Source organism: Paraburkholderia sabiae, assembly GCF_030412785.1.
In the GTDB taxonomy this organism is placed as follows: domain Bacteria; phylum Pseudomonadota; class Gammaproteobacteria; order Burkholderiales; family Burkholderiaceae; genus Paraburkholderia; species Paraburkholderia sabiae.
In genome coordinates this window covers 2764905-2783731 of sequence record NZ_CP125295.1, presented here as the reverse complement: position 1 = coordinate 2783731, position 18827 = coordinate 2764905, and the positions used below count along the sequence as shown (strand labels likewise).

Below are 18827 nucleotides of genomic sequence, written 5' to 3'. Positions count from 1 at the left end.
GCCGGCGCGCTGCGACGGATCACGTTCGTATGCGGCACGCCTGGCCTGAAAAAGCTGGCCTGTCTTAAGCTTAGTCGGATTCCGCCGGTTCCGCGCGGCGGGAGATACCCGCGCCCGGCACGGCTTGCGCACTCGCCGCCCGATAATCCGCCGGCCGCATCCCCGTCCACTTGCGGAACGCGCGATGAAACGCGCTCGGCTCCGCAAACCCGAGCGTCGCGGCGATATCGGCGATCGACTGGCCGCCGCGCTGCAACTCCGAAATCGCGATGTCGCGCCGCAGGTCGTCCTTGATCGACTGATACGTATAGCCTTCCTGCTTCAGATGCCGCCGCATCGTCGCCTCCGCGACGTGCAGACGCTGCGCCATGACGTCGGAACCGGGCCACGCGGCCATCGGGAGTGCGCGCAGCGTTTTGCGCACCCGTGCCGCCAGCGAGCCGGGATTGCGGTACTTGATGATGAAGCTCGCGGGCGCGTCGCGCAGGAAGGGCTTGACGGACTTCGTGGTCTGCACGACAGGCAGATCCAGAAAGTCCGGCGCGAGATCGACATACGACTCGCTCTGTCCGAACGACAGGTCGTCGCAGAACATCAGCCGGTATTCGTGCGCGGCGGGCGGTTCGGCACATCGAAAGCGCGCCTCGATCAGCGGAATGCGCCGCCCGACCAGCCAGCACACGAGCCCGTAGACGAGGATGAAGTACGTTGCGTAGGCAAACATGGCCGGCTGCGGCGCGCCGTCGCGAAGCGTGAACGCGAGACGCACACGGTCGTCGCGCTTCACGATCTGCGCGCTCATGTCGTCGAGTACGAGGCGCATGAAGTTGACGGCGCGCGTCAGCGCCTGGCCGCCGTTGCGCGCCGTGAGCGCCATCTGGGTCATCGCGATGAAACTGCCGCTTTTCATCGCGTGCGAATCCTGGCCGAAGAACTCGTCGTCGAGCGCGCGGGCGATGTTGGCCCACAGCGCGCCATATTGCGCCGACGTCACGCGACTTTTCGGGCTCGCGAGCATCTGCGGCGCGATGCCCGCCGTCTCGACGACAGGCAGCACGTCGACGCCGCGCGCGCGGGCAAGCGCCAGCGTCTCTTCGACAAGACTCACGGAGATCGTGCCTCTTTCGGCTTTCATACGATCGCGGTTCCCATTTCCTGAATTCTGGCAAATGCGCTCACTCGCATTGGCGGTAAGCGCCTGCGGAACCGCCATTCTGCCGCATCGGCGGCGCTTCGAGTATCCGGATATGGCAAATGCGCTCACGCAGATTGATCGCACGCGGCATCGAATCCCGCGTGCGCGCCGCCTACACTTGGCTCCACCAATGCGTCGCATGTGCAATGCAGCAGACGCAGCAAGAAGAGAGGCAAGGAGACACATGGACGAGTTCTATACCGACGAACAACGGATGATCCGCGACGCGGCTCGCGACTTCTCGGTCGAATGCCTCGCGCCGAACGCCGCGCAATGGGACCGCGAAGGCGCGTTGCCCGCGCAGGTCGTCAGACAGATGGGCGAACTCGGCTTTCTCGGCATGATCGTGCCGCCCGAATGGGGCGGCTCGTACACCGACTACATCGCGTATGCGCTTGCGCTCGAAGAAATCGCCGCCGGCTGCGCGGCATGCGCGACGATGATGAGCGTGCACAATTCGGTGGGCTGCGGGCCGATTCTCAACTTCGGCAGCGATGCGCAGAAAGACCGCTATCTCGCCGATCTCGCGACGGGCAAGCGCATCGGCGCGTTCTGTCTGACCGAGCCGCACGCGGGCAGCGAAGCGAACAATATCCGCACGCGCGCCGTGCTGCGCGATGGGCAATGGATCATCAACGGCAGCAAGCAGTTCGTGACGAACGGCTCGCGCGCGAGCATCGCGATCGTGTTCGCCGTCACCGATCCCGACGCGGGCAAGCGCGGCATCTCGGCCTTCATCGTGCCGACGGATACGCTGGGCTTCAACGTCGGGCGTCCCGAGAGCAAGCTCGGCATTCGCGCGTCGGACACGTGTCCGATTTCACTCGACGATTGCGCCGTGCCCGAAGCGAATCTGCTCGGCGCGCCGGGCGAGGGCTTGCGCATTGCGCTGTCGAACCTGGAAGGCGGGCGCATCGGTATCGCCGCGCAGGCGCTCGGCATTGCGCGCGCGGCCTTCGATGCGGCTCGTGTGTATGCAAACGAGCGCATCCAGTTCGGCAAGGCGTTGAAGGAACACCAGACCATCGCCAACATGCTCGCTGATATGGCGATGCGCCTGAACGCTGCGCGCCTGCTCGTGCATCACGCGGCGCGGCTGCGCAGCGCGGGCCGGCCGTGTTTGTCGGAGGCGTCGCAGGCGAAGCTGTATGCGTCGGAAATGGCCGAAGACGTCTGTTCAAAGGCAATCCAGATTCACGGCGGTTACGGCTACCTCGAAGACTATGCGGTCGAGCGGCACTATCGCGATGCGCGCATCACACAGATTTACGAAGGGACAAGCGAAGTACAAAGAATGGTTATCGCGCGGCACGTTTGAGCGCAGAATAAACCGCCAATAGAGCGCATTCCGCGCCAATCCCTGAGGAGACGACGATGACGGCAGAAGCCCAAGGCTTTTTCGACGCGCGCGACCTGTTGTTGCGCCATCGCACGGACTATGAGCGCGCTTATAGCGAGTTCAGATGGCCGGAACTCGGGGAGTTCAACTGGGCACTCGATTATTTCGACGTCATCGCGCAAGACAATTCGAACCCGGCGCTGTGGATCGTCGACGATCCTTCGCAGGAAGGGCTGAAGCTCTCGTATGCGCAGATGTCGGAGCGCTCGTCACGGATGGCGAATTTTCTGCGCGAGCTAGGCGTAGGGCGCGGAGACCGTCTGCTGCTGATGCTGCCGAATCGCGTCGAACTGTGGGACGTGATGCTCGCGGCGATGAAGCTCGGCGCGATCGTGCTGCCCGCCACCACGCAACTGTCGCCCGACGATGTGCGTGACCGCGTGCAGATCGGCGGCGCGAATGTCGTCGTGGTCGATAGCGCGGAGACGGCCAAGTTCGACAATCTCGATGTTCCGTTGAAACGCATCTCGGTTGGCGCGCCGCGCGACGGCTGGACGGATATCGCGGCTGCGTACAAGGCGTCTTCATCGTTCACACCGGACGGCATCACGCGCGCAAGCGATCCGATGCTGCTGTACTTCACGTCGGGTACGACGTCGAAGCCGAAGCTCGTCGAGCATACGCATCAGAGCTATCCCGTCGGCCATCTGTCGACGATGTACTGGATCGGCCTGCAACCCAACGACATCCACTGGAACATCAGTTCGCCCGGCTGGGCCAAGCACGCGTGGAGCTGCTTCTTTGCGCCGTGGAATGCGCAGGCGTGCGTGTTCGTCTACAACTTCGCGCGCTTCGTGCCGAAGGAAACGCTCGACGTGCTGGTGCGCTGCAACGTCACGACGCTGTGCGCGCCGCCTACCGTGTGGCGCATGCTCGTTCAGGAGCCGCTCGCGTCGTATCCCGTGAAGCTGCGCGAGATCGTCGGCGCGGGCGAGCCGTTGAATCCGGAGATCATCGAGCGCGTGCGGCACGCATGGAACATCACGATCCGCGACGGCTACGGACAGACGGAAACCACTTGCCAGATCGGCAACCCGCCGGGGCAGCCGGTCGTGCCCGGTTCGATGGGACGGCCGCTGCCGGGCTATCGCGTCGAACTCGTCGATGCCGACGATCATCCCGTGACGGAAGGCGAAATCGCGTTGCCGCTCGATTCGCGTCCGCTCGGCCTGATGACGGGCTACGCGAACAACCCGAAGGCCACCGAACACGCGATGCGCAACGGCTACTACCACACGTCCGATGTCGCGATGCGGCGCGACGATGGTTATCTCGTCTACGTGGGCCGTTCGGACGACGTGTTCAAGTCGTCCGATTACCGGTTGAGTCCGTTCGAACTCGAAAGCGTGCTGATCGAGCATGAAGCGATTGCCGAGGCGGCTGTCGTGCCGAGCAACGATCCGCTGCGACTGTCGGTGCCGAAGGCGTTCGTCACCGTGCGTCATGGATTCGAAGCCGGTCCCGAACTGGCGCGCGACGTGTTCCGTTTTTCGCGCGAAAAACTCGCGCCGTACAAGCGCATTCGACGTCTGCAATTCAGCGATCTTCCGAAGACGATCTCCGGCAAGATCCGTCGCGTCGAATTGAGGCGGCGCGAACTGGAGCGCACGGCCGAGCCGGCGCGCATGCCCGACGAGTACTGGGAAGAGGATTTCCCCGAGCTTCGCAACGGCAATGGCAACTAGGTGGTCATTGAGTCGCTGCACCGATATCGATCAAGGAGACATTCAGCATGAGCGCAATTCCAACGACAGTCGCGGGCCAGAAAGTCGAGACCGTGAAGCTGCTGATCAACGGCGAGTTCGTCGAATCGAACGCGACCGAGTGGCGCGACATCGTGAATCCGGCGACGCAGGAAGTACTCGCGCGCGTGCCGTTCGCGACGCAAGCCGAAGTAGACGCTGCGATCCGTTCCGCACACGCTGCGTTTGCAACGTGGAAGAACACGCCGATCGGCGCGCGCATGCGCATCATGTTGAAGTATCAGGCGCTGATTCGCGAGCACATGCCGCGCATCGCGAAGACATTGACGGCAGAGCAGGGCAAGACGCTGCCCGACGCCGAGGGCGATATTTTCCGCGGCCTCGAAGTGGTCGAGCATGCGTGTTCGATCGGCACGCTGCAACAGGGCGAGTTCGCGGAGAACGTCGCGGGTGCGGTCGACACGTACACGTTGCGCCAGCCGATTGGTGTGTGCGCGGGCATCACGCCGTTCAACTTCCCCGCGATGATTCCGCTATGGATGTTCCCGATGGCGATCGTATGCGGCAACACGTTCGTGCTGAAGCCTTCGGAACAGGATCCGCTGTCGACGATGCAACTCGTCGAACTCGCGATCGAAGCGGGCGTTCCGAAGGGCGTGCTGAACGTGGTGCATGGCGGCAAGGAAGTCGTTGATGCATTGTGCACGCATGAGCTAGTGAAGGCGATTTCGTTCGTCGGATCGACGGCTGTGGGCACGCATGTGTACAACCTCGGCAGCCAGCACGGCAAGCGCGTGCAATCGATGATGGGCGCGAAGAATCACGCTGTCGTGTTGCCTGATGCGAATCGTGAGCAGACGTTGAATGCGCTCGTTGGCGCGGGATTTGGCGCGGCTGGGCAGCGGTGTATGGCGACTTCCGTTGTCGTGCTCGTGGGTGCGTCTAAGGACTGGTTGCCTTCTTTGGTCGAGAAAGCGAAGACGTTGAAGGTGAACGCGGGACACGAGGCTAAGACGGACGTTGGGCCCGTTGTTTCGCGTGCCGCGAAGGCTCGTATTCTTGGCCTCATCGAAACGGGTGTGAAGGAAGGGGCTACGTTGGCGCTCGATGGGCGTGATGTGCATGTTGCTGGCTACGCCGATGGCAATTTCATCGGGCCGACGATTTTTTCTGACGTGACCGTTGAGATGGATGTTTATCGGACCGAGATTTTTGGGCCTGTGTTGTGCGTGATGACGGTGCCCACGCTCGATGATGCGATTGCGCTTGTTAATGGAAATCCCATGGGGAATGGGGTTGGGCTCTTTACGCAGAGCGGCGCGGCGGCTCGTAAATTCCAGAGTGAAATCGATGTTGGGCAGGTGGGGATCAATATTCCTATTCCCGTGCCGGTGCCTTTTTTTAGTTTTACGGGATCTCGTGGGTCGAAGCTTGGGGATCTTGGGCCTTATGGCAAGCAGGTTGTGCAGTTTTATACGCAGACTAAGACTGTTACTGCGCGGTGGTTTGATGATGCGACTGTTGCCGATGGCGTGAATACTACCATCGCGTTGAGGTAGGTTTTTTTGTCTGCGACGCTAGTCGCCAATCCAGGATTTTTTGATGGCGTCCGCGAATTCGTATCGGTTTATTAGCGTCGCCCCTGTGCGGGGCGGCACCTACTTTTCTTTGCAGCGGCAAAGAAAAGTAGGCAAAAGAAAGCCGCTTTTGAACCTCCGGTGCCTGCCAGGATACCGCTACGGCATATGTTCTCTGAGCTGTCGCGCAGCGACCCTCACACTCCGTAGAAAGCCCGCAGTCAACCGCGCGCGGCGCGAAAGGTGACATCCACCTGAGCACATTCGGTCGGCTTAGTTTTGTGCGTTTGCCATCGTATGTGCTCCAGGCCGCGTGTGGGTTTTCGCGCCGTGCGCGGTTGACTGCGGGCTTTCTACGGAGTGCGGACGTCGCTGCGCGACAGCTCAACACCGGCATGGCGCGGCGCTATCCTGGCGGGCACCGGAGGTTCAAAAGCGGCTTTCTTTGGTTACTTTCTTTGCCGCGGCAAAGAAAGTAACTGCCGCCCCGCACAGGGGCAACGCTAGCAGACCGATACGAAACCGCGGATGCCAGCGCAAGAAAAGGCGATTCACGCGGATAGCGGAAAGAAGCAACGAGGAAGGAGAAGACATGAAGATAGGCTTCATAGGACTGGGCAACATGGGCGCGCCGATGGCGCAGAACCTGTTAAAAGCGGGCCACGCACTGCAGGTCTTCGATCTGAACCCGCACGCAGTGCAAGAATTAAAAGCAGCAGGCGCAACAGCAAAAGAAACACCAAAAGAAGCAGCAACAGACGTAGAAGCAGTGATCACGATGCTGCCAGCAGCAGCACACGTAAAAGCGGTGCTAACAGGCGAAGAAGGCATCCTCGCGGGAATAACGAAGAGCACAACGATAATAGACTCAAGCACCATCGACCCAGCGAGCGTCAAAACCTTCGCCGAACTGGCAAAACAAAACGGCAACACGTTCGTCGATGCACCCGTCTCAGGCGGCACAGGCGGCGCCGCAGCGGGCACACTGACCTTCATGGTAGGCGGCACAGCCGAAGCGTATGAACACGTAAAACCAGTCTTACAGGCAATGGGAAAAAACATAGTCCATTGCGGCGACACCTCGACCGGCCAGGTCGCCAAGATCTGCAATAACCTTGTACTCGGCATCACGATGGCCGGCGTCTCCGAGGCAATGGCACTCGGCGAAGCACTCGGCATCGATCCAAAAGTACTCGGCGGCATCATCAATACATCGACGGGCCGTTGCTGGAGTTCGGATACCTACAACCCGTTTCCCGGCGTAATCGAAACCGCGCCGTCGACACGCGGCTACACCGGCGGCTTCGGCACGGATCTCATGCTCAAAGACCTCGGCCTCGCCACCGATGCCGCAAAACTCGCGCGTCAACCGGTCTATCTCGGCGCTCTCGCGCAACAGCTCTATCAGACGATGAGCACCAAAGGCGCCGGCAAACTCGACTTCTCCGCCGTCATCAAGCTGTACCGCAACGTGGGAGACGCGTAATGATCGAACTCGACTACGCACATGACGGCAGCGTCGCGCTGCTGACCTTGAAGCGCCCGCCCGCGAATGCATTCACCCCAGAAGGGCTCTTGCAGTTGCAGCACACCGTCGAAAGACTGAACGGCGAAGCGCAGGTGCGCGCCATCGTCATAACCGGTGACGGGCCCAAGTTCTTCAGCGCGGGCGCCGATCTCAACGCATTCGCCGACGGCAACAAGGAAGTCGCGCGTCTCGCGGCGTCGCGTTTCGGCGCTGCATTCGAGGCGCTGCAAAACGCGCGGCCCGTCGTGATCGCGGCCATCAACGGCTATGCGATGGGCGGCGGGCTCGAATGCGCGCTCGCGTGCGATATCCGTATCGCCGAGCAGCACGCCGTCATGGCGCTGCCCGAAACGGCCGTCGGTCTGTTGCCATGCGGCTGCGGCACGCAGACGCTGCCGTGGCTCGTCGGCGAAGGCTGGGCGAAGCGCATGGTGCTCACAGGCGAACGCGTCGATGCGTCGACGGCATTACGCATCGGTCTCGTCGAAGAAGTGGTCGAGAAGGGTGCGGCGCGCGAGTTCGCACTCGCGATGGCGGCGCGCGTCGCGGGCCTCAGTCCGCAGGCCGTCAGGTTCAGCAAGGAACTGATCCAGCAGGCGCGCAATGGCGTGCCGCGCGCGGCGGCGCTCGCGGTGGAGCGCGAACGTTTCGTCGATCTGTTCGACGGCGCGGATCAGCGCGAGGGTGTCAATGCGTTCCTCGAAAAACGCGCGCCGCAATGGCAGACGGCACGAGCCCGGGAGTTGCAGCGATGAGCGCCGTTCTCGAACAGGACGTTGTGCACGAACCGGACGTGCTGTTTCGCGTCGTCAATCGCGTCGCGATCGTCACGCTCAACCGGCCCGCCGCGCTCAACGCGCTGTCGCACGATATGGTGCGCGAACTGGCCGTGCTGATCGAACGCTGTCGCAACGATAGCGAGATCGTCGCCGTCGTGCTGCGCGGCGCGGGCACGAAAGGTTTCTGCGCGGGCGGCGACGTGCGTGCACTGCACGGCATGCGTCAACGCAACGAGAGCGGCTGGCTCCAGTTCTTCATCGATGAATACCGGCTCGACTACGCGCTGCATACGTTTCCGAAGCCCGTCGTCGCACTGCTCGACGGCATCGCGATGGGCGGCGGCATGGGACTCGGTCAGGCCGCGCGGCTGCGCATCGTCACCGAGCGCACGAAGATCGCGATGCCCGAGACGCGCATCGGTTTTCTGCCCGATGTGGGCGCGACGCGTTTTCTGTCCGTGTTGCCCGCCGAGATCGAACTGTATGTCGGGCTGACGGGCGCGACGCTCACGGGTGCCGACGCGCTGCTGCTCCAGCTTGCCGATCTGTGCGTACCGTCGGAATGGCTCGATACGTTCGAAGAGCGCCTGCTGCGCATCGATACATCCGACGTCGCTGCCGGCGATCTGCTGCGCGCGTTGCGCACGGTATTCGAGCCGCCGTGCAACATCGTTCCCCACGCAGGGATCGGCGTTTTCACGCAATCGATCATGCGGCACTTCGACCGGCGTTCGGGCATCGAGCGCATCGTCGCGACGTTGCGCCAGGATCTCGAACGCGAACATGCGCGCGAAGTGCGTCAATGGCTGCAGGCCACTTACGATGCGCTCACGTCGCATTCGCCGACCATGCTGTACGTGACGCGCGATGCGTTGTTGCGCGGCCGTCAGATGACACTCGCCGAATGCTTCCGGATGGAGCTGGGCATCGTCACGCGTGCAATCGAAGAGGGTGATTTCAGCGAGGGCGTGCGCGCGCATCTCGTCGACAAGGACCGCAAGCCGCGCTGGGCGCCCGCGACGCTGGCCGAAGTGCGGCCGGAACGTGTGCGGCATTTCCTGTCGTCGCCGTGGCGGGCGCAGGCGCATCCGCTGGCGGATCTTGGCGGGGATGCCTAAAACCGGTAGCCGATACCGCCCATCAGCACATCGGTATCGCGGCTGTAGCGCGTCACCACGCGATTCCACGTGACGCGCGCCGCCCAGTGCTGCGTGAAGCGATACGACGCCGAGACCGACACGAGGCCTGACAGAATGCCGTCGCCCGTCGAACGTTCGTCGGGATCGTTGCCGTGATGGATCGCGGCGTACGCGCCTGCGCCGAAGCCGAGCGTCAGGCTGTCGTCGAGGAACGCGCGCGTGAGCCATAGCTGCGCCGTCAGGCCGTCGCGGCGCGCCTTGAGGCCGCCGCCTTCGTGCAGATAGCCGAGCGTGCCGTCGAGCCAGTGCGTGAGTCCGCGCCGGTATTCGATGGCCGCGGCCGTCGACGTTTGCGACTCCAGACTGTTGAGAATGGTCTGTCCGGCCATCAGCGTGATTTCATTGTTCGTCACGTCATGCGTGCGCGGCAGCGCGTAGCTGCGCGGGCCGGGTTCGTCAGGCGCGTCGAGCTGATAGCCGACGCCGACCAGCACGGCCGTCGTCGAAGGCCCGCGCGACACCTGCACGCGATTGACCTGCAGATTCGCTGTCACACGGCGCGACGTGTACCAGGTTGCCCGCGCGCTGAAGAGGCCGCCCCAGCCGTGCGTGTTCGAATAACCCTGGCCCTGTTCGGCGGCTTCCGTATCGAAGTAGCGGTACGGTCCCGCGCCGAGCGCCACCACGAAGCGGTTCTGCGCGAGCGGCAAACGACCCCAGATCTGCACGGCCTGGCCGTCGCGGTGATGGTCGGGCAGATGGCCTTCGTTCAGCCACGTGATGCTGCCCGCCACGTATCTTCCGAATCCTTCCGTGTAGTCGATTGCCCACGAATACGTGTTCGTGTTCGCGCCCGTCAGCCAGCCGCCGTACAGGCCTATTTCCTGCGCCGACGCGCTGCGCGCCGACAGCGCAGCACATGCCGCACCTGCCAGCAGTAAAGGTCTCAAGCAAGGTCTCAAGCAAGGTCTCAAGCGGTGGCTTGGCGTGTACTTCGGATTCTTTTTCAAGTCGCGCCCCTCGTAGTTTCAATTCATTCTGAATGAATCGACCGATCCGTGCGCCGAAAGGGGCAAATGCAACGTTTACCGTTTTTTGCAGCGCGATCAATGCAGTCCGGGTACTGCGTTTGCTCGCACTCATCGTCCTGACTGATCGATATGACTGATCGATAACAGAAACGCGGACGGATGCAAATGCGCCGCCGCACCGACTCGCCGCGGGCAGATCGGTGCATCGGCGCCTATACTTTTCGCTTGTCCATCGGCGCTCCACGATGCGGCCACCGCGTCGCACCAGCGTGACGCGCGCCATCTGGCATTCGACAGTCTTCCTTCCGATCGTCCGCTTCCGATTGCCGCATGGAGATTCCCCGATGCCCCACACCATTGCACGCCCCCAGGTCACACCGCAGGAAAGCCGTGAGCGCAGCGGCTCACCACACCCCACGCCGGGCGTGACCATTCCCGTCGAACTGAACGTGAACGGCACGTCTTACGCGTTGTCGCTCGATCCGCGCACCACCTTGCTCGATGCGTTGCGCGAGCACCTTCATCTGACCGGCACGAAAAAAGGCTGCGACCACGGCCAGTGCGGCGCGTGCACCGTGCATGTGAACGGCCGCCGCGTGAACGCGTGCCTGTCGCTTGCGGCCACGCACGCCGACGACACGATCACGACCATCGAAGGCATCGGCGAACCCGACGCGCTTCATCCGATGCAGGCCGCGTTCGTCGAATGCGACGGCTATCAGTGCGGCTACTGCACGGCAGGCCAGATCATGTCGGCCGTCGCGCTGCTCGGCGAAACAATCGGCCCCGACGATGCCGACGTGCGCGAAGCGATGAGCGGCAACCTGTGCCGCTGCGGCGCGTACCAGAACATCGTGACGGCCATCCAGTCCGTGCGCGGCAAGCGCTGAGGAGACCGCGATGGAACTGTTCCAGCTTTCGCGCGCGAACGACGTGCGCGATGCCGTCGTTGCGGGCGCCGGTTCGCAGACGGCGCAACAGGGCGCACAGGTGCGCTTTCTGGCGGGCGGCACGACGCTGCTCGACCTGATGAAGCTCGACGTCGAAAAGCCGGCGCGCGTGGTCGATATCAGCCGCCTGCCGCTCGATCGCGTCGAAACGACCGACGAAGGCGGCGTGCGTATCGGCGCGACCGTGCGCAACGCCGATCTCGCGATGCATCCGCTGATTCACGAGCCGTACGCGGTGTTGTCGCAGGCCTTGCTTGCGGGCGCGTCCGCGCAGTTGCGCAACATGGCGACGACGGGCGGCAATCTGCTGCAACGCACGCGCTGCGTTTACTTCCGCGACACGGCGATGCCCTGCAACAAGCGCGCGCCCGGTTCGGGCTGTGCCGCGCGCACCGGCTTCAACCGGACGATGGCGATACTCGGCACGAGCGACGCATGTATCGCGACCAATCCGTCGGACATGAACGTCGCGCTCGCGGCGCTCGGCGCGACGGTGCAGATCCAGGGGACGAAGGGCGCGCGCAGCATTCCCATCGACGACTTCTACCTGCTGCCCGGCGATACGCCCGAGCGCGAAACCGTGCTCGAACCCGGCGATCTCGTCACGCATGTCACGCTGCCGCCGATTCCAGGCAGCCGCTCGCTGTATCTGAAGCTGCGCGACCGCGCGTCGTATGAGTTCGCTTTGGCGTCGGCGGCTGTCGTCGTCAACGTGGCCGATGGGCGCATCACGCGTGCGCATGTGGCGCTCGGCGGTGTCGGCACGAAGCCGTGGCATGCGCGCGAGGCCGAGGCCGAACTCGCGGGCGCGGTGCCCGACACGGCGAGCTTCGCGCGCGCCGCCGATGCCGCGCTCGCCAACGCGAAGCCGCAGAGCCAGAACGGCTTCAAGATCGAACTCGCGCGACGCTGCCTGATTCATGCATTGACTCAGGTCACGCAGTCCGTCTGAAACTTTTTCGAGGACTTCTTTCCATGTCCACTGTGTCCGAATCTCTGCTGTCCGTGGTCGGGCAGCCGCAGTCGCGCATCGACGGTCCGCTTAAAGTGAGCGGGCGCGCGCAGTACACCTCCGATATCGAACTGCCCGACATGCTGTACGCCGTGCCCGTTTGCGCGACGATTGCAAGCGGCCGCGTGACGTCGCTCGAATTCGCGCACGCGCAGTCGATGCCCGGCGTGCGCGTGGTTCTGCATCGAGGCAACGTCGGTCGGTTTTATCGCATCGCGGGCAATTCGATGGAGACGGGTTTCGTCGACGAAGCTCGCCCGCCGTTCGAAGACGACGTGATCCGCTATTACGGCCAGTACGTCGCCGCCGTCGTCGCCGATACGTTCGAGGCCGCGAGCGCTGCAGCAGCCGCCGTGAAGGTCGGTTACGAAACGTCGAACTACGACGTCAACGATGAACTGCGGGCGAGCGGCGAGCCGCAGGTGCAAAGCGAACGCGGCAACGCAGCAGTTGCGTACGACAAGAGCGACGTGCAGCTCGACGAAACCTATGTGACGCCCGTCGAGACGCACAACCCCATCGAACTGCACGCGAGCATCGCGGATTGGGACGGCGAGGGCTTCACGTTCTACGAGACCACGCAGGCCGTGTCCAATCATCAGGGCACGCTAATGCAGATGCTCGGCTTGCCGAAGGAACGCGTGCGCGTGATTTCGCGCTATCTCGGCTCGGGCTTCGGCGGCAAGCTGTGGGTGTGGCCGCATACGCTGCTTGCGGCGGCTGCATCGCGTCATACGGAGCAGCCGGTGAAGCTCGTCGTGAGCCGCAAGATGATGTTCCAGAACGTCGGACATCGTCCGACTACGCAGCAGCGCATGCGTCTTTCCGCCGACAGGACCGGCAAGCTCACGTCGATTCGCCACGATTACCTGAATCACTCGGCGCTCGCCGACGACTACGAGGAAGGTTGCGGCGAGATCACGCCCGTGCTGTACAGCGTGCCGGATCTGCGCGTGACGTCGGGCATCGCGCGGCGCAACGTCGGTTCACCGACATCGATGCGTGGACCAGGCGCCGTGCCCGGACTGTACGCGCTCGAATCGGCGATGAACGAACTCGCGCGCAAGCTCGACATCGATCCCGTCGCGTTCCGTTTGATGAACGAACCGAAGGTGGACGAGTCGACGGGCCTTCCGTTTTCGTCGCGGCATTTCGTCGAATGTCTGAAGACGGGCGCGGAGAAATTCGGTTGGGCGCAGCGCACGGCGGAAGTCGGTTCGATGCAGCGCGATGGCTTGACGCTCGGTTGGGGTGTCGGTGCGTGCGGCTGGCCCGCGATACGCTTTTCGGCGGAAGCGACCGTCGATCTGCGTGCGGACGGTACGGCGCGCGTCGTGTGTGGCACGCAGGATCTCGGCACGGGCACGTACACGGTGCTCGCGCAACTGGTTGCGGGTCAGGCGGGCATTCCCATCGACAAGGTGCAGGTCGTGCTCGGCGATACGATGCTGCCGCTCGGACCGATCTCGGGCGGATCGGCGGCGACGGCTTCCGTGATACCCGCCGTACTGCAGGCGGCGCGCGCCGCAATCGACATGGTGCTGGCGCGCGCGGTGGCCGTCGAAGAGTCGCCGTTTCATCGCGCGGACAAGGACACGCTCGCGTTCGGCGCGGGGCGTGTGCATCGCAAGACGGATGCGCCGGAGCAGGGCGTGCCGTTCGCGCAGATCCTGCAGGCCGCGAAGATGCACGCAGCGTCAGGCAAGGGCAGCGCGCAGGGCGGTTTCGACGATCCGCTGAAGAAGCACCATTCGATCTACTCGTACGGCGCGCATTTCGCCGAGGTGACGTGGCAGCCGGAGACGGCGCGGCTGCATGTGAGTCGCGTCGTCACGGTGATCGACGGCGGGCGCATGATCAATCCGCGCGCGGCGCGCAATCAGGTGGAAGGGGCTGTGGTGATGGGTGTCGGCATGGCGCTGTTCGAGCACACGATGTACGACCCGCAGAACGGCGCGCCCATCAACAGCAATCTCGCCGATTACATCGTGGCATCGCATTCGGATGCGCCCGCGCTCGATGTGTCGTTTCTCGATTATCCCGACCCGGTGTTCAACGAGCTGGGCGCGCGCGGGATCGCCGAGATCGGGCTGGCGGGCGTGGCGGCCGCGATCACGGATGCCGTGCATCACGCGACGGGCGTGAGGGTGAGGAAGCTGCCCGTGATGATCGAGGATCTGCTCGCGGGCTGAGGCACGATGGCGAGGCGTTACGCTTCGCCGACCGCTTCCGGTCCTGCTGCGGGCGTCGCCGTGACGCCTGCGGCGCCTTGTTCGCCCGCGCCATTCACGCGCCCGATCCACCAGCACGCGAACACGGCCGCCGCCGCCGCGAGCCAGCCAACCGCGCCATAACCCGCGATCTGCCCCTGCGCCGTCGACGACAGCATCAGGCCGCCGAACCATGCGCCGCAGCCCGTGCCCATCGCCTGCACTGCGCTGTTCGCGCTGAGGAACGCGCCGCGCGTCTGCGGCGCGGGGACGGTCGTGAGCAGTGCCTGCATCGGCACCATCCGCGACGACATCGCGACCATGAAGAACGGGAAGAACAGCACCATCGCGTAGAACGGAATGTCGGGCAGATGCGTGACGAACAGCACGGGCAGAATCGACAGTAGCGCGGCGATACGGAAGACGCGCTTTTTGCCGTAGCGGTCCGACAACTGTCCGACGCGCCGTGAAGTGAAGAACGTCGCCGCGCCTCCGGCCATATACAGCCACGACAGATTTGCAGGCGCGACACCGTGATTCGCGACGAGCGTCGGCGCGATGAAGGGAATCACCAGCATGTGGCCGATCATCACGACGAAGGTCAGCGCGAACGCGTTCAGATGCCGCACGTTTGCAAAGAGCCGCCACAGATCGGGCAACACCTGCGCGAGCGGCACGCGCTGCTTCTGCAGATGTTCCGTCAGCGACGGCACGATGCGCAGACCGCCCAGCCAGATCACGCACGACAGCACGACCAGCAGCACGAACGGCGACGCCCAGCCGAAATGCGCGCCGAGCATCACGCCAGCCGGCACGCCCGCGATCGCGGCAAGCGAGAACGCCGTCATGATCGTGCCCGTCGCCGCACCGCGTCGCGAAACAGGGATCACGTCGCCGACGATGGCCATCACCACCGACGCCAGCACGCCGCCCGTGATGCCCGCGAACGCACGCGCCACGAGAAGCAGCGGGAAGTTCGTCGCCAGCGCGCAGCCGAGGTTCGACAGCGCGAACAAAGCGTAGATGGCGAGCAGCAGACGTCGCCGGTCGAAGCGGTCGATATACGTCGCGGCCAGCAGACCCGACAGCCCAGAGCACCACGAATACGCGGAGACGGCCGTCGCGAAGCGCGCAGGCGAAATCTCGAACGCATGCATGATCTGCGGGCCGAGCGGCATCATCACCATGAAGTCCATGATGATGGTGAATTGCGTGAGCGCGAGCAGCCATAACAGGCGCCGCTCGTGCCCTTCGTTCAATGAGAACATCCCGTCTCCGGTTGAATGAGAGGCATCAGTCGTCGAGATTTTCGTGGACGGCCTGTTCGCCCTGTTTCCAGTACGCCGACGCGCGGATACGCGATTTGTCGATGCCGCGCTCGTTGACGAGGTGCTGGCGCACGGCGCGCATCGTCGCCGCTTCGCCCGCGGCCCACACGTAGCCTTCGCCGTCCGGCACGAAGGTTTCGCGCACAGCCTTCAGCAGCTCGCCGCCGCGATATTCGCCTTCGCTGCGATAGCGCCACTCGATGTACAGATCGGCTTGCGTGTCGAACTCGATGCGCGCCGACGGATCGGCCACTTCGATCACGGCCGCGACGCGCGCGCCTTGCGGCAGTTCCGCGAGACGCCGGCCGATGGCGGGCAGCGCCGTATCGTCGCCGATCAGCAGATGCCAGTCGAAACCCGTCGGCACGACGAACGAGCCGCGCGGCCCGCCGACGCCGAGGTATTGCCCGGCTTTCGCCTGCGTTGCCCATTCGGCGGCAGGACCGGCTTCGTGCATTGCGAATTCCAGATCGAGTTCGCGCGCGTCGCGATCATAACGCTTCGGCGTGAAGTCGCGCGCCACAGGGCGCGGACGGTCGGTCGGGAATACGGGACCATCGGGGCCGGCTGCCGGCAGCGTCGGCTTGTTTTCGCCGGGTGCGGGGAAAAACACTTTCACGTGATCGTCGAACGAAGCGGAGACGAAATCGTGCAGATCGTCGCCCGTCAGCGTCACGCGGATCAGATGCGGCGTGACGGTTTCGACGTGCTTCACTTCGAGAAGGCGGAATTTCAGAGGATGACGCACGCGCGTCACGGTCAGATCGGTTCGGGTTGCTTGCATACGATGTTCTCTCTCTACGTGTTCAGGCGTTTTCGTCCGGTGCGTTTGGTGCGTTTGGTGCGTCCGGTGTGCCTGGTGTCGGGTTGCCGTTTTCGCGCGGCTTGCTCTCGATTTCGGCTGTGGCGCGCGCGAGGATCGCCGCGATGCGCCGCTGTTCTTCCGGCGAGGCGTTGTCGCGCAGCAGCAGCGCGTGTTTCAGCGCGCGGCGCGCCTGTACGAACTCGGGCAGCCAGCCGCCGTATCCACCTGCGCCGTCGTCGTTGGCTTCGCCCGCTTCACCGGCGAACGCGCGGCGCACGGAGTCCATCTTCCGCGCGATATGCGAGAGCTTCGCGAGCATCAGATCGGCGCGCTCGCGGTTGCTGGCGAGGTACTCGCGGCCCGCGTCGGCGAGCGAATAGCGCTTGCGATTGCCTTCGAGCTGCACGGTCACGTAACCGAGTTCTTCCAGATACGTGAGGGCCGGGTAGACCATGCCGGGACTCGGCGCGTAGAAGCCGTTCGAGCGCGCTTCGAGCGCCTTGATCAGCTCGTAGCCGTGGCGCGGCTGTTCGTCGATCAGCGCGAGCAGCAGCAGTTGCAGATCGTCGGATGTGAACTTGCGGCCGCGCGGGAAGCCGTCGCCTTCGCCGCCGAAACCTCCGCCGAAGCCGCCTCCGAAGGGACCTTGACCACCGCCCAACGGCCCGCCGTGCCGTCCGCCGCCGCGCTGATGGCGGCCGACGGCATGCCACAGCGCATGGAAGCGCTCGTAGAAGCCGAAGAACGATGGGTCGCGGGCAAAAGCGGCGTCGCGGTCGAAGTCACGGGAAAAACGGTGGTGATGACGCATGGTTGGCATCTCCGGGTGTCGTAAGATGTATCTTAAGATATATATCTTAAGATAGTTCGTCAAGGGGAATTTGGGTCTATTATCGGGAGACAACAAAGTGTGCGGGAACGCAAAACTTGCGTTTCAGAGACAACAAAGTGTGCGGGAACCGCGAAATTCGGTGTGCGGCGCACAATTTTTCTCTGGTTTTGCTATCGAGAGGTGATTTTGATAGTGATGAAAGACGCGCAGCTTGAGCGTTTTGCGCAATGCCGACGCGCATCTTCATTTTTCAAAATACAGGGTCGCATCATACTGGCCGTCTAGAGCCTTCGGAGCGCGCGCTTTCGGCCTTCGGGGCCGTGGCGCCCTAGGCACCGTGGTGAGCCTCCATTCAGTGCCAGAACATCCGTGCTTTTATCCGAGTCGCTATGCGTTCCCTGCATGCAATCAAGCTTCCATCGCTTGGACACGTGTTCATGGCGCTCAAGCTCCACTTCGTGGATGGCAACGAATCGCTCAGGGCGATGTTGCCGCAGTGGGTCGCGCAGCTTATCGGTGAGAAGAGAGCTGGCCGGTCGCTGTCCACGTAACCGAGAAACGAATTGTCTCGTCGTCGATACCCACGCGACATGCTGTCGTGTGAAATGAAAAAGGCTCCAGCTGTGCCCAGCTGGAGCGAAACGTGACGGACATCACGAGGGGTGGACCGAACGATATAGATACTCGGTGATTGAGCGGCGCCCGATAACTTATACCGGCCAATCAGGGAATGATTTTAGGGAGGGCGTCCCTTCGCTGAAACCACACAGAGGAACTGCACTGTTGTCATTTCGGTGAGGGACATCATTGAGGTTATGCGAGGCGTCCGGCGAGACATTTAGGCCGGTGCGTGCACACGTTGCCACTTACGACACGCGGCTATCATCCCAATCGTCGTCGTCGCCGCTGCCATTGTTCAGGTCGCCGAGCGGCGGCAGTGGCTCGCCGTATTCGTCGAGGTTGCCGTAGCGGTCCTCGTGATCGGCGATGTTCGCAGCATCAACGCCCGGGGCCGCCGCGTAGACGTCTGCGATGACCGTTGACTCGGGCTGGCCGCTGTCTTTAGCGAGGACTGCCACGGCTTGCTGGGCTTCTTGCGAAAGCTCGTTCTCCGCCGCCAGCCAGTCAGTATCGTGCATGTTGCAGATGTCATTCACGCGTTCGCGATACTGGAAGCTCTTGGAGAATTCGCCAGGTGTGAGGCCGATATTCTGCGTGTCGCCAGTGCCAACTTGGGGCGCGGGGAGTTTTGCATCTTCAGGCATATGCGCCATTTTTTGCTCCATCAGGTGGATTCTTGGGTGCATATCGCGTGTCGTCGGACAGGCCGAGGGCTGTT

General features: G+C 63.3%; 15 protein-coding genes. 9 read left to right on the top strand and 6 right to left on the bottom strand.

Annotated elements, in window-relative coordinates; all coding sequences use genetic code 11:
• Positions 1-70: 70 nt before the first annotated feature.
• A complete protein-coding gene (locus tag QEN71_RS12410; protein ID WP_201653488.1) occupies positions 71-1135 on the bottom strand; it encodes an AraC family transcriptional regulator in 1065 nt (354 codons plus the stop codon).
• Positions 1136-1379: 244 nt separating this feature from the next.
• Between QEN71_RS12410 and QEN71_RS12405 the strand changes: the two genes are divergently transcribed.
• The 6 genes from QEN71_RS12405 to QEN71_RS12380 all read left to right on the top strand — a co-directional run bounded on the left by QEN71_RS12405 (position 1380) and on the right by QEN71_RS12380 (position 9299).
• Positions 1380-2513 carry an acyl-CoA dehydrogenase gene (locus QEN71_RS12405; protein WP_201653485.1) on the top strand — a complete coding sequence of 378 codons (1134 nt, stop codon included), beginning with the start codon at positions 1380-1382 and terminating at the stop codon, positions 2511-2513.
• Positions 2514-2569: 56 nt separating this feature from the next.
• Positions 2570-4279 (top strand): AMP-binding protein, encoded by a 1710-nt coding sequence (locus QEN71_RS12400; RefSeq protein WP_201653482.1) that lies wholly within the window; start codon positions 2570-2572, stop codon positions 4277-4279.
• Positions 4280-4326: 47 nt separating this feature from the next.
• Positions 4327-5856 (top strand): CoA-acylating methylmalonate-semialdehyde dehydrogenase, encoded by a 1530-nt coding sequence (locus QEN71_RS12395; RefSeq protein ID WP_201653479.1) that lies wholly within the window; start codon positions 4327-4329, stop codon positions 5854-5856.
• A gap of 610 nt (positions 5857-6466) precedes the next feature.
• Positions 6467-7360, top strand: coding sequence for a 3-hydroxyisobutyrate dehydrogenase (gene mmsB, locus QEN71_RS12390; protein ID WP_201653477.1), 894 nt, complete (start codon positions 6467-6469; stop codon positions 7358-7360).
• Entirely contained in the window at positions 7360-8157 is a 798-nt protein-coding gene (locus tag QEN71_RS12385; protein ID WP_201653474.1) for an enoyl-CoA hydratase, read from the top strand. The genes mmsB and QEN71_RS12385 overlap by 1 nt, the downstream gene beginning before the upstream one ends.
• Entirely contained in the window at positions 8154-9299 is a 1146-nt protein-coding gene (locus QEN71_RS12380) for an enoyl-CoA hydratase/isomerase family protein (protein WP_201653471.1), read from the top strand. Before QEN71_RS12385 ends, QEN71_RS12380 begins: the two co-directional genes overlap by 4 nt.
• Here the strand turns inward: QEN71_RS12380 and QEN71_RS12375 are convergent.
• Positions 9296-10270, bottom strand: coding sequence for a hypothetical protein (locus tag QEN71_RS12375; protein ID WP_233471972.1), 975 nt, complete (start codon positions 10268-10270; stop codon positions 9296-9298). The genes QEN71_RS12380 and QEN71_RS12375 overlap by 4 nt on opposite strands.
• 425 nt (positions 10271-10695) lie before the next feature.
• On the opposite strand from QEN71_RS12375, the gene QEN71_RS12370 reads away from it, so the two are divergent.
• Genes QEN71_RS12370 through QEN71_RS12360 form a run of 3 tightly spaced genes read left to right on the top strand, consistent with a single transcriptional unit; the run spans position 10696 to position 14505 of the window.
• The gene (locus QEN71_RS12370) at positions 10696-11241 is read left to right on the top strand and encodes a (2Fe-2S)-binding protein (protein ID WP_201653465.1); all 546 of its coding nucleotides are present in this window, start codon (positions 10696-10698) and stop codon (positions 11239-11241) included.
• A 10-nt stretch (positions 11242-11251) separates the two neighbouring features.
• Positions 11252-12253: an FAD binding domain-containing protein gene (locus tag QEN71_RS12365; RefSeq protein WP_223959933.1), complete on the top strand. Its 1002-nt coding sequence runs from the start codon at positions 11252-11254 to the stop codon at positions 12251-12253.
• Positions 12254-12276: 23 nt separating this feature from the next.
• Complete coding sequence (locus QEN71_RS12360; protein ID WP_201653462.1) at positions 12277-14505, top strand: xanthine dehydrogenase family protein molybdopterin-binding subunit; 2229 nt, start codon at positions 12277-12279, stop codon at positions 14503-14505.
• Positions 14506-14522: 17 nt separating this feature from the next.
• Here the strand turns inward: QEN71_RS12360 and QEN71_RS12355 are convergent, their stop codons facing one another.
• The 4 genes from QEN71_RS12355 to QEN71_RS12340 all read right to left on the bottom strand — a co-directional run bounded on the left by QEN71_RS12355 (position 14523) and on the right by QEN71_RS12340 (position 18774).
• Positions 14523-15791 carry an MFS transporter gene (locus tag QEN71_RS12355; RefSeq protein WP_201653459.1) on the bottom strand — a complete coding sequence of 423 codons (1269 nt, stop codon included), beginning with the start codon at positions 15789-15791 and terminating at the stop codon, positions 14523-14525.
• 25 nt (positions 15792-15816) lie between these two features.
• Positions 15817-16635: a siderophore-interacting protein gene (locus QEN71_RS12350; protein WP_201653456.1), complete on the bottom strand. Its 819-nt coding sequence runs from the start codon at positions 16633-16635 to the stop codon at positions 15817-15819.
• Positions 16636-16657: 22 nt separating this feature from the next.
• Complete coding sequence (locus tag QEN71_RS12345; protein WP_201653453.1) at positions 16658-17467, bottom strand: PadR family transcriptional regulator; 810 nt, start codon at positions 17465-17467, stop codon at positions 16658-16660.
• A gap of 887 nt (positions 17468-18354) precedes the next feature.
• Positions 18355-18774, bottom strand: coding sequence for a hypothetical protein (locus QEN71_RS12340; RefSeq protein WP_201653450.1), 420 nt, complete (start codon positions 18772-18774; stop codon positions 18355-18357).
• Between the last annotated feature and the right edge of the window lie 53 nt (positions 18775-18827).

Bases quoted from the DNA above. Each gene is read 5' to 3' on its own strand.
- QEN71_RS12410 (WP_201653488.1), bottom strand. From the start codon at position 1,135: ATGAAAGCCGAAAGAGGCACGATCTCCGTGAGTCTTGTCGAAGAGACG.
- QEN71_RS12405 (WP_201653485.1), top strand. From the start codon at position 1,380: ATGGACGAGTTCTATACCGACGAACAACGGATGATCCGCGACGCGGCT.
- QEN71_RS12400 (WP_201653482.1), top strand. From the start codon at position 2,570: ATGACGGCAGAAGCCCAAGGCTTTTTCGACGCGCGCGACCTGTTGTTG.
- QEN71_RS12395 (WP_201653479.1), top strand. From the start codon at position 4,327: ATGAGCGCAATTCCAACGACAGTCGCGGGCCAGAAAGTCGAGACCGTG.
- mmsB (WP_201653477.1), top strand. From the start codon at position 6,467: ATGAAGATAGGCTTCATAGGACTGGGCAACATGGGCGCGCCGATGGCG.
- QEN71_RS12385 (WP_201653474.1), top strand. From the start codon at position 7,360: ATGATCGAACTCGACTACGCACATGACGGCAGCGTCGCGCTGCTGACC.
- QEN71_RS12380 (WP_201653471.1), top strand. From the start codon at position 8,154: ATGAGCGCCGTTCTCGAACAGGACGTTGTGCACGAACCGGACGTGCTG.
- QEN71_RS12370 (WP_201653465.1), top strand. From the start codon at position 10,696: ATGCCCCACACCATTGCACGCCCCCAGGTCACACCGCAGGAAAGCCGT.
- QEN71_RS12365 (WP_223959933.1), top strand. From the start codon at position 11,252: ATGGAACTGTTCCAGCTTTCGCGCGCGAACGACGTGCGCGATGCCGTC.
- QEN71_RS12360 (WP_201653462.1), top strand. From the start codon at position 12,277: ATGTCCACTGTGTCCGAATCTCTGCTGTCCGTGGTCGGGCAGCCGCAG.
- QEN71_RS12355 (WP_201653459.1), bottom strand. From the start codon at position 15,791: ATGTTCTCATTGAACGAAGGGCACGAGCGGCGCCTGTTATGGCTGCTC.
- QEN71_RS12350 (WP_201653456.1), bottom strand. From the start codon at position 16,635: ATGCAAGCAACCCGAACCGATCTGACCGTGACGCGCGTGCGTCATCCT.
- QEN71_RS12345 (WP_201653453.1), bottom strand. From the start codon at position 17,467: ATGCGTCATCACCACCGTTTTTCCCGTGACTTCGACCGCGACGCCGCT.
- QEN71_RS12340 (WP_201653450.1), bottom strand. From the start codon at position 18,774: ATGGAGCAAAAAATGGCGCATATGCCTGAAGATGCAAAACTCCCCGCG.